The following is a 10526-nucleotide window of genomic DNA, read 5'->3' on the forward strand; positions in this document are numbered from 1 at the left end:
TTTTGAGTAATTTTAGCAGATTCAGGGGCACCTGAGCAACTGTCAATCTAGCTAAAAGCCTTTTCCTGTAAGGTTTTTAGCTTTATTCAGCAGACCCTAATTATCCGATGATTTCTGGATTTAATACCATGTATAGACGAGAATTACTGCAATTTATTGGCTCTCACGCTCTTTTTGGGGCTATTAATCGAGAATTTGCTTGGAATTATCAAAATATTGACCATTGGGGCGAATTATCAAGGAATTATCGCCTCTGCACCAGGGGAAAGCAACAAACACCGATCGATCTGAGTATAGTGACTGAAAAAGAGCTATACCAACCCACCTTTAATTATCGTCCTGTACCCCTAAAAATTCGCCATAACGGTCGTACAATCTTGGTTAATACCGAAAAAGGTGGAAACATGAGTTTTCACGGCGAAAATTGGCATTTATTGCAGTTCCACTTTCATCATCCCAGCGAACATCAGATTAAAGGTCAGTCTTTCCCTCTAGAAATTCATTTAGTGCATGGGAATGGGAGGGGAAATTTAGCAGTTGTGGGCATTTTAGCCGAAATTGGCGCAAATAATCCCTATTTACAAACCATTTGGGATTATTTGCCCCAAGAACCTTCTCCTGAAATGATTATCCCCGATACTTGGGTCAATGCCGGGCTTTTACTGCCGGAAAATAGCGATTTTTATGAATATCGGGGGTCTTTGTCCACTCCTCCCTGTAGCGAGGATGTTCTCTGGTTAGTCTGGCAAAATGCGATCAAAATTTCTCCCCAACAACTGCAACAATTGGCTGAGATTTTTCCGAGTAATGCGAGGAATATTCAACCCTTAAACGGGCGCTCGATCCTGCATTCCTAGCCCACCAATTGTCGGCATTTTGGCTAATTTAGATAATTTTATTAACTTTTAGACCAAAAATTGTAAATAACTCAGGAATGCGCTCAATAACTAAAGCTTCGGTGGCTGTCCAGTCACTTTCTTTAGTGGCTAAAACCCCCAGAACACTCAGAGGAACCTGTAGAAATAGGTGACTTAAGAGGAGAGCGATCGCAGCGATTACTAAACCTAAAAGCCGCCATTGGGGGAGATAGGCGGCCACGGCAGCCGCTAGAGGGGCAAAATTGTAGATTGGCCAAGCGATGAGAATTAAGAGGACGACTCCCAAAAGAGTAAGAAGACGATGGCGAGGACGTTTAAAAAGAGAGAGAATTTTTAACTGTTCGGGGGTGAGTTGACTAGGTTTGAGAGCAACCAACAAAAGACTAAAAATATCAAAAGGTTTTGTCCACTGCATCCAAAAAACGGGAATAATAGCGATCGCTCCTAGAAATAGCCATTCTAGCCAAAGAAAAGGCAAGGGATCGCCCACAGCTAAACCAATCCAAGCGATTTGTAAAAAGATTGGCAAGGCCGCTAACCCTGCCAAATGAATCCACAAAAAAGGTTCTGATTTCATAGAGGGAAATGGGAATTATAAATTATGAATTATGAATTATGAATTATGAAGTGGGGAGACCACTTCGTGCGCGTTGCGGGGGGAGTGGGGGAATTTTGACTGATAACTGATCAGTGATCAGTGATCAGTGATCACTGATCACTGATCACTGACTCCCGACGGTTCAAGTCTAATTAACTGGATAAAGTGCGACGTTTCATGACCATTTCGTAGGCTTCGATAATGTCGCCTTCTTTCCAGTCATTGAATTTAGAAACACCGACACCGCACTCGAAACCGGTCGCCACTTCCCGGGCATCTTCCTTCATCCGTTTGAGGGAATCGAGAACTCCCTGATAAACAATTTCCTTGCCGCGACGCACGCGCAGGAAGCGGTTCCGCACCAGTTTACCAGATTGGACATAACAGCCCGCCACAGCCCCACGACCGACGGTGAAGACGGCACGCACTTCGGCGAAACCGAGGTGTTCTTCCACTTCTTCGGGGTCGAGAAGACCTTCCATCGCTCCTTGAATATCATCGAGAAGCTTGTAGATGATATTGTAATCGCGGATATCGACCCCTTCCCGATCGGCGGATGCGCGCGCACCACTGGCAAGGGTGGTATTAAAGCCCACCACCACCGCACCACTAGCGGCGGCCAGATCCACATCGGTTTCGGTGATTTCCCCCGGAGAGGCGAGGAGAACGCGAATCTGGACTTCGTTTTGGGGTAACTGTTTAAGCGCACCGAGGATGGCCTCGACGGAACCTTGCACATCTGCCTTGAGGATGAGATTAAGTTCCTTGAGTTGTCCTTCTTGAGCTTGGATAGAGAGAGTGCTAAGGCTAACGCGACGGGAGGAGAGGGCCTGTTGTAAACGGGTGTTGCGTCGTTCGATCGCCCGTTGATCGGCAATTGATCGGGCCTCTTTTTCACTTTCATAGACATCGAATTCATCGCCGGCGGCCGGGACATCACTGAGACCGAGGATTTCCACGGCAAAGGAGGGGGTGGCCGCTTCGACTTTTTGACTGCGATCATCGATCATGGCCCGAATTTTGCCGAAAACGGAACCGGCGACGATGCTATCACCCACGCGGAGAGTGCCATTCTGGACGAGCAGGGTAGCCACGGGGCCTTTGGTGCGATCGAGGTTAGCTTCGATCACGGTTCCCTTGGCCAAGCGATCGGGGTTAGCGACCAATTCCGCTACTTCTGCCACCAAGAGGATCATTTCCAGCAGATTATCGAGATTTTCACCCCGCAGGGCGCTAACGGGAACCATGATCGTCTCACCGCCCCAATCTTCGGCCACCAGTCCCTGTTCGGTCAATTCCTGTTTAATCCGGTCGGGGTTAGCTGAAGGTTTATCGACTTTGTTAATCGCCACCACGATGGGGACTTCGGCAGCCCTGGCGTGACTGATTGCCTCTTTCGTTTGGGGTTGTACGCCGTCATCGGCGGCTACCACCAGCACGGCTATATCGGTGACTCTCGCCCCGCGGGCGCGCATAGCGGTAAAAGCTTCGTGGCCGGGGGTATCCAAAAAGACAATCTGTTCTGGTTTGCCGTTATGTTCCACATCGACGTGGTAAGCACCGATGTGCTGGGTGATGCCACCTGCTTCCCCCTGGGCGACTTTGGTTTTGCGGATCGAGTCGAGGAGGGTGGTTTTACCGTGGTCAACGTGACCCATAATAGTGACGACGGGGGGACGACGCTGGAGACTTTCCCAGTCGGAGACATCGATCATTTCCGTGGTTTTGATCGCCGCCGACTGGGTGCTGGGGGTTTCCACGGCGATCTCGAAGTCCCTGGCGATCATTTCGATCGTGTCCACGTCGAGAGTTTGGGTGATATTAACCGCCATCCCTTTAAAAAATAGGGTTCTGATGATCTCAGTTTCGGGGACTTTCATCAATTCCGAGAGGTCGCGCACGGTGAGACTGCCGGTGACGACGATGCTTTCCGGGCGTTTTTCCTCTTGGGGTTCTTGGCGCTCGCTTTTCTGTCCGCCAGTGTGGGCAGTTGGTTTACTAGGCCGCTTAACTTTGACTGCTGTTGGAGTGCCGGAGGTGGCAGCTTTAGCGGTGGGCGGTTTGGGGGGACGAGCGGTGGAAAGGGTAAAACTGGGGGTATTAATTAACCCGGACAGTTCCGATTCTAGATCATCATCATCTTCAAAGAGAGCTTGGGTGCGGCGTTTATTTTTGCCGGCAGTTTTGGCGGTTTTGGCCGCTTTTTTCTCTTCTTCCTCTTCTTCTTCCCAGCTAGATTTTTTGGCCATGCGAGGGGGCATGGTGGGTCGTTTGAGTTTTTTCAGCCCGTCTGCTCCGAGCAATCCGGTATCTGTATCGATTTCTGTGCCATCAACACCAGATTTCTTGGTGGTATCGGTTTCTTCCCCGCCGGTAGCCGAGATTTTAGCGGGTAAACCGGGGCGAACTGGGCGCTTCAATTCCACCGTCTCCCGCACTTCTCTAGCTGGTTCGGCCGGTTTCGGGCTTTTTCCGTCGGGTTTGCGGTTGAGGGTCGGTTTTTCTGGTTTAGCCAAGCCTAGCCTGCGCTCAGGACTAGGGGCATTTTCGCTCTCGCCGCGCTCGCGTTTTTCTCCCCTGGGCCTGTCGTTACTGCCAGGAGCATTTTTAGATCGGGGTTCTGGCCGGCCCGAGGCAGTTTCAGGGCGTGGTTTCGGGGTGAGGGAAGGTCGATTAGGTGGGGCGGTTAAGGTGGGGGATGCTTCTGACACTAGCGGGGTTTCGGTCGGGGTTTCTTTAACACTGGGGCTATGAGATAGCATCTCTGCAGCAGTGGCGGGAGTTTTTTCGGCTGCTCCGTCGCGCCCTGGGGGAGCAACGAGGGGTTTAACCGGGGGACGGGGGGGACTGATTAAAGTCGGTTTGGCCGAGGAACCGGCTTGACCGAGATAGCTTTCCCCTTCTTCGCCGGTTTCGGGGCGGTTGTGTTTATGCAGGGCTAAAATCTTTTGTTTTTTTTCTTCGGCAGGACTAGCCGATTCTCGCTGACCCGTGCTATTTTTACTGGTACTCGAAACAACTCCCTTCGCAGCGATTGCTTTGATGCGTTGGGCATCCTCTTCGCTGATCGTGCTACTGTGGCTCTTGTACTCGATGTTCAACTGGTCACAGATGTCCAAAATGTCTTTGTTGTCTAGATTCAATTCTTTTGATAAATCGTAAATTCTGACTTTCGTGTTACTCATCCATTATCCCCCGGCTAACGTGTTAGTGATCCTATAATTTGGCTGATTTTTTGATCCTGTCAGGACTGTCCCATTTCCATGCTAACGATTTTGTGGCTATGATCGTCAATTTTAATCCTGATTTGGACGACCTTGCCAGGCAGGCCCGAGTCGCTCTTGCAAGGATTCATAGAGCGTTTCGGGAATATTGGCTTTTAGGGCGCGTCCGAGACGATTTTTTTGTCGGGCTAGTTGCAGGCAGTTGGGTTGTGGACAGATATAGGCTGATCTTCCCATGCCTTGATCTAATTGTATCTGTCCGGACGGGTGTAGTCGGACAATTCGCCAAAAGGATTCTTTCGGGGCGAAGAGACGGCAGCTAATACAGCGTCGATAATTGACGAAGGTGTTCATTCTCGGTCTAAATCCTGGGATTCTAGGTCTGTTTCAGCGGGTTTTACCTCTTGTTCGCCTTTATAGAGGGCTATATCCTTAATATCGATTTTCCAGCCCGTCAGACGGGCGGCTAGACGCACGTTCTGCCCTTCTTTGCCAATCGCTAAACTCAATTGATCCTGTGCCACCAGTACCAGTGCTTGTCTTTCTTCGGCATTAGTGAACAAAACTTGGTCGATACGGGCTGGACTAAGGGCATTGGCAATGTAGGTGGCGGGGTCTGGAGACCAACGAATCACATCGATTTTTTCGCCCCGCAATTCGTTAACCACAGCTTGAATCCGCGAACCTCTAGCCCCAATACAAGCACCAACCGGATCCACGTCTCTCTCTAAGGTATCGACGGCGATTTTTGTCCGCGAACCAACGTGACGGGAGGGGGGATTTGCTTCCCGGGCGACGGCGACAATACGAACGATTTCCTCCTCGATTTCGGGAACTTCGTTGGCGAACAGATATACTACCAAACCCGCCGCCGCTCTGGAAACGATTAATTGCGGGCCGCGGTGAGAACCTTCCAGGACTTTTTTGAGCAGAACTTTAAAGGTGGCGTTAGCGCGATAGTTATCGTTGGGCAGTTGTTCCCGTTTGGGTAGTTCTGCTTCCACTTCCGGTTGACCGTAGGTGCTTTGTACCATGACAATAGCAGCCTGTCTTTCAAAACGGACGACCCGGGCCTGTAAAACGGTTCCTTCCAGATCTTGGAACTCCTCTTGAATCATTTTGCGTTGGTTATCCCGCAGTTTTTGCAGTAAAACCTGTTTAGTTTGAATCGCCGCCATGCGACCAAATTCTTTTTGGTCGGGGGTGACATCAAGAACTACTTCATCCCCTAACTGGGCCTCATCGGCCACTTCTTGCACTTCTTTGAGACCGATGTGATGGTCGGCATTGGTCACTTCTTCGACAATAGTTTTAGTAGAAAGGATGCGAAAGCCTTCTTCTTCTACATCTAATTCCACATCAAAGTTATTGAAATAATCTTCATGGAATTGAGCAGCTTTTTCTAAACTTTGGGCGCGTCGATAACGTTCATAACCCTTGAGAAGTGCTTCACGCAAGGATTCTTGTACGGCATTTTTGGGCAGATTATGTCGTTGGCTAATTTCTTCGAGCATTATTTTTAAACCAGGCAAATTAACAGTAGCCATAATTATTTTTTCTCCTTACTTTTGAGTTATTAGTTTTTTAGCCGTCAGCCTTGTATCAGTGATCAGTGATCAGTTATCAGTTATCAGATGTAAGTTTTAAGTTAATCAGTTAGTTAGTTATTTATCTTCATCCTTATCCCTGTTTACTGTTTACTGATTATTGCGCTGCTCATCTAAACGGACGCTGATGACGGTAGTGCGATCGATGCTCAGGGAGCGACCTTTTTGGTTAAGATAAATAGATTGCTCATCTCTACCTTGCAGTTTTCCGCGCCATTCTTTCGGTTTTCCTTGGCTATCCTGGCCGGTAACGATGACGGGAAAACCTTTAAAAGACTGAAATTCGCGCTCACTGCTCAGTTGTCGAGAAATGCCGGGGCTAGATATTTCTAAAACGTAGGCCTCTGGTAAGATTTCTTGACTGTCGAGGGCGGTTTCTAAGGCCCGACTCATCTGCTCACAGTCCTCTAAACCAGTATCTCCCCCCAGATTGCGAATATCGACGCGCAGGACGGGAGGCCTTTTATTGGTTTGAAAAACGATATCGACCACTTCTAGCCCCAAGTTTTCAGCGATAGGGGTGGCTAGATGCAGCAGGTCGGGGATGAGCGGATGGGTCATGATTTGGACAATAAAAAAAGCGGGCGAAACCCACTTCCCTAAACTGTTAGTGATTGGGATAGGCAGTTGTTAGACCACCTAGCTGAATACAATATAGCAAAAAACCGTCATCACTATTTGCCCCGGGGTCGTGCCTGGGGGAAAACAGAACAGTGGTCACGATCGAGTCGATCTGTCACAATGAATACAGGGTAACTAGATATAGAGTCAATTATGGATCAAAAATCTCCACTCACCGTAGTTAGAGCCAAGTCAGCTAAGAATCGTGGTAATCGACCAGTATGGAAAGGGATTGTCACCACTTGGATGATTCTGCAAACCTTTGGCCATGTCACTCCTGCTTGGAGTCAAAAAAACCCAAATACCCTCACCTACGGTGAATTGTTAGAGAAAATCGAGCAAGGCAAGGTAAAAAAGGTGGAAATCAATCCTTCTTTGCAGCAGGCAGCAGTTACCCTCGTCGGTCAAACGGACAAGGATCCCCCGAAAGAAGTCAATTTATTTGACCAAAATCCCGAATTAATCAAGAAACTCGATGCTAAAAAAATCGAGTACGGCATTCTCCCCAGCACTGACAATTCGGCCTTGATCAATGTTCTCACTAACCTGTTAGTGATTATTCTCGTCTTGGGATTATTGGTGTTTATTATCCGTCGTTCTGCCAATGCTTCCGGTCAAGCGATGAACTTCGGTAAATCAAGGGCGCGGTTTCAGATGGAGGCGAAAACTGGCATAGAATTCAATGATGTGGCGGGTGTGGATGAGGCCAAGGAAGATCTAGAGGAGGTGGTGACATTCCTCAAGCAACCGGAAAAATTTACGGCGATTGGCGCAAAAATCCCGAAAGGAGTCCTGTTAATCGGGCCTCCGGGGACGGGAAAAACTTTACTGGCTAAAGCGATCGCAGGAGAGGCGGGAGTGCCTTTTTTCAGCATCTCCGGGTCGGAATTTGTGGAGATGTTTGTCGGGGTTGGTGCGTCGCGAGTGCGAGATCTATTCCGAAAAGCCCAGGAAAATGCCCCTTGTTTGGTTTTTATCGATGAAATTGATGCCGTTGGTCGTCAAAGAGGGGTCGGTTATGGGGGAGGTAATGATGAACGGGAACAAACCCTGAACCAATTATTGACGGAAATGGATGGTTTTGAGGGAAATACTGGTATTATCGTCATTGCCGCCACCAACCGCCCCGATGTTTTGGATTCGGCCCTCTTGCGTCCGGGTCGTTTTGATCGACAGGTGGTGGTGGATTATCCAGATTGTAAGGGACGTTTGGCCATTTTGGAGGTTCATTCTCGCGATAAAAAGGTGGCTGCTGATGTGGCTCTGGAGGCGATCGCCCGTCGCACCCCCGGTTTTACTGGGGCAGATTTGGCTAATATGCTCAACGAAGCGGCGATTTTTACCGCTAGAAGACGGAAAGAGGCGATTACCATGGCGGAAGTCAACGATGCGATCGATCGGATTGTGGCCGGTATGGAAGGGCGCGCTTTAGTTGATAGTAAAGCCAAGCGTTTGATTGCCTATCATGAAGTTGGTCATGCGATTGTCGGTACTCTCTGTCCTGGCCACGATCAGGTGGAAAAAGTCACCCTGATTCCCCGGGGTCAAGCGCAGGGGTTAACTTGGTTCACTCCCGATGAAGAACAGGGTTTAACCAGTCGTTCCCAGTTATTAGCCCGAATTGCGGGATTATTAGGGGGAAGGGTAGCGGAGGAATGTGTCTTCGGTGAGGATGAAGTGACCACCGGGGCCGGCAATGATATTGAAAAAATTACCTATCTGGCCCGACAGATGGTAACGCGTCTGGGAATGTCGGAATTGGGATTGATTGCTCTAGAGGAGGAGGGCAATTCCTATCTCGGTGGTGCTGGTGCTGGTTATCATCCCGACCATTCTTTCGCTATGATGGCGAAGATTGATGCACAAGTACGGGAACTTGTCAAGCAATGCCACGATTTAGCAACAAAACTTATCCTTGACAATCGTGTGGCGCTCGATCGCTTGGTGGATATACTGATTGAACAGGAAACCATTGACGGCGACGAATTCCGGCGTTTATTGACGGAATTTCAGCAACAAGCGGATCGGTCAATGGTGACTACGGTTTAATTTTGTTTTCGTCTCCTCGCTTTGAGGAAGTGCTTAGGGTTGGCTGAATAAATCTAAAAACCTTGTTGGGTAAGACTTTTAGACTTTTAGTCAATCAAAAAGTGCCTTAGCTAGGAGGGATCGGGGGGAAAATTCAGGGACTTTTTCCCTGAAAATTAGGTAATTGGCCACCTCAAAACTGGTAAAACCCTACACCCTACACCCTACACCCCACACCCTACCCCCACGAGAAACTTTTTGCCGCAAACCCTAGCTAGGAGACGATTTCAGCAGACAATCTGCTAATCAGTCGGACAAAGCCAGAATTAACGACTAACATTGTGAGCGGGAATTTTATTAATGGAATGACCGTTATGAGTGCCTTTGGTGGGGGCAATAATATTAGCTTCTAAAGCTGAAGTCATCTCGGCCAACATTTCTAAATTGAAACGATAGCCGACGTTGCGGACGGTTTGAATTAAATTAGGTTGCCTGGGATCGGTTTCGATTTTTTTCCGCAGAGAGAGAACATGAGTATCGATTGTCCTGGGATTATCAATTTCCTCGGGCCAAGCGCGACGCAGTAAATCGGCTCTTGATAGGGGTGTTCCCTCCGCTTGGGCTAAAACGTAGAGTAGGCTAAATTCTTGGGGCGTTAATTCGATATACTCCCCGCGAAATTGTACCCGTCGTTGGGCTAAATCTATTTTTAATTGCCCATAATCCAAGTGTAGGGGAGCAGCCCTACTGCCTAAACGACGAGTTAACACTTCTACCCTAGCCATAAATTCTTGCATCCCGAAGGGCTTTCTCAGGTAGTCGTCGGCCCCCGCTTTTAAACCATTGACCACATCTTTTTCGCCATTACGGGCCGAGAGAATCAGTATTAAAGACTGTTTTTGTTGATCAAGCCAACGGCAGAGTTCGATTCCATCCCCGTCCGGCAAGTCGGAATCGATAATTGCTAAGGTTGGTTGACGATGAAAGAAAGCTTGACGCGCACTTTGCAGGGTTGCCGATTGATTAACCAAATAACCGGCCTGTTGCAGATGCCAAGCTAATAGCGATCGCAAGTGCGGGTTGCCCTCAACAATAGAAATATGGATCGATACCACTTGAGTTTCTGCCCCATTACTGCACAGATTGACACATTGTCAGGGTATCAGAATTAATGTCAAGATGTTGTAACAATCGTAACATTCGTCAGCCGTCAGTCGAACGCTTTTTTCTCCCTGCCCCCATCTCCCCCCGCAACGCGCACGAAGTGGTCTCCTCACTTCATCATTCATAATTGATAATTGATAATTCAGGCTCTACCGAACCTGTCAGGTAAAACTATCAATAACTCATGGTTGTAAAGCTTGTATAATAAGGCTTTGAGTTTTTGTTAGATTGATATTTATCAACTTTAGAGCATTGCTGGGCAGAGAGGGAGCTTGAAGAATTTTCTACAGTGTAAGTTCGGAAGAACCATAATTCAGGCTCTTCGTTACCCTTTATGCTAAATCAACAGACAAGATGCCAAGACAACATACTTCTAACCCAAAAATTCCGAAAGTTTCTAAAGCCA

The 10526-nt window shown here is 48.4% G+C and carries 8 protein-coding genes; 2 read left to right on the forward strand and 6 right to left on the reverse strand.

What is annotated here, in order from left to right:
* Nucleotides 1-128 precede the first annotated feature (128 nt).
* Complete coding sequence (locus BGL89_RS14910) at nucleotides 129-857, forward strand: carbonic anhydrase (RefSeq protein ID WP_286826364.1); 729 nt, start codon at nucleotides 129-131, stop codon at nucleotides 855-857.
* Nucleotides 858-885: 28 nt separating this feature from the next.
* Here BGL89_RS14910 and BGL89_RS14915 read toward each other — a convergent pair whose 3' ends face one another.
* The 5 genes from BGL89_RS14915 to rimP form a co-directional block, all read right to left on the reverse strand.
* Nucleotides 886-1455 (reverse strand): low-complexity tail membrane protein, encoded by a 570-nt coding sequence (locus BGL89_RS14915; protein WP_002801180.1) that lies wholly within the window; start codon nucleotides 1453-1455, stop codon nucleotides 886-888.
* A 173-nt stretch (nucleotides 1456-1628) separates the two neighbouring features.
* Nucleotides 1629-4661 carry a translation initiation factor IF-2 gene (gene infB, locus BGL89_RS14920; RefSeq protein ID WP_286826365.1) on the reverse strand — a complete coding sequence of 1011 codons (3033 nt, stop codon included), beginning with the start codon at nucleotides 4659-4661 and terminating at the stop codon, nucleotides 1629-1631.
* Between the two features lie 111 nt (nucleotides 4662-4772).
* Nucleotides 4773-5054, reverse strand: a complete 282-nt coding sequence (locus BGL89_RS14925) for a YlxR family protein (RefSeq protein ID WP_286826366.1) — start codon at nucleotides 5052-5054, stop codon at nucleotides 4773-4775.
* Nucleotides 5051-6247 carry a transcription termination factor NusA gene (gene nusA, locus BGL89_RS14930; RefSeq protein WP_286826367.1) on the reverse strand — a complete coding sequence of 399 codons (1197 nt, stop codon included), beginning with the start codon at nucleotides 6245-6247 and terminating at the stop codon, nucleotides 5051-5053. The genes BGL89_RS14925 and nusA overlap by 4 nt, the downstream gene beginning before the upstream one ends.
* A 150-nt stretch (nucleotides 6248-6397) precedes the next feature.
* Nucleotides 6398-6868 (reverse strand): ribosome maturation factor RimP, encoded by a 471-nt coding sequence (gene rimP, locus BGL89_RS14935; protein ID WP_286826368.1) that lies wholly within the window; start codon nucleotides 6866-6868, stop codon nucleotides 6398-6400.
* A 213-nt stretch (nucleotides 6869-7081) separates the two neighbouring features.
* Here rimP and ftsH point away from each other — a divergent pair, with 213 nt between their 5' ends.
* A complete protein-coding gene (ftsH, locus tag BGL89_RS14940) occupies nucleotides 7082-8977 on the forward strand; it encodes an ATP-dependent zinc metalloprotease FtsH (RefSeq protein WP_286826369.1) in 1896 nt (631 codons plus the stop codon).
* Nucleotides 8978-9282: 305 nt separating this feature from the next.
* Here the strand turns inward: ftsH and BGL89_RS14945 are convergent, their stop codons facing one another.
* Nucleotides 9283-10071, reverse strand: coding sequence for a response regulator transcription factor (locus BGL89_RS14945; protein WP_286826370.1), 789 nt, complete (start codon nucleotides 10069-10071; stop codon nucleotides 9283-9285).
* Nucleotides 10072-10526 lie beyond the last annotated feature (455 nt).

This window comes from Microcystis sp. LSC13-02 (genome assembly GCA_002282935.1).
Lineage (GTDB): Bacteria > Cyanobacteriota > Cyanobacteriia > Cyanobacteriales > Microcystaceae > Microcystis.

Bases quoted from the DNA above. Each gene is read 5' to 3' on its own strand.
- BGL89_RS14925 (WP_286826366.1), bottom strand. From the start codon at position 5,054: ATGAACACCTTCGTCAATTATCGACGCTGTATTAGCTGCCGTCTCTTC.
- nusA (WP_286826367.1), bottom strand. From the start codon at position 6,247: ATGGCTACTGTTAATTTGCCTGGTTTAAAAATAATGCTCGAAGAAATT.
- infB (WP_286826365.1), bottom strand. From the start codon at position 4,661: ATGAGTAACACGAAAGTCAGAATTTACGATTTATCAAAAGAATTGAAT.
- rimP (WP_286826368.1), bottom strand. From the start codon at position 6,868: ATGACCCATCCGCTCATCCCCGACCTGCTGCATCTAGCCACCCCTATC.
- BGL89_RS14915 (WP_002801180.1), bottom strand. From the start codon at position 1,455: ATGAAATCAGAACCTTTTTTGTGGATTCATTTGGCAGGGTTAGCGGCC.
- BGL89_RS14910 (WP_286826364.1), top strand. From the start codon at position 129: ATGTATAGACGAGAATTACTGCAATTTATTGGCTCTCACGCTCTTTTT.
- ftsH (WP_286826369.1), top strand. From the start codon at position 7,082: ATGGATCAAAAATCTCCACTCACCGTAGTTAGAGCCAAGTCAGCTAAG.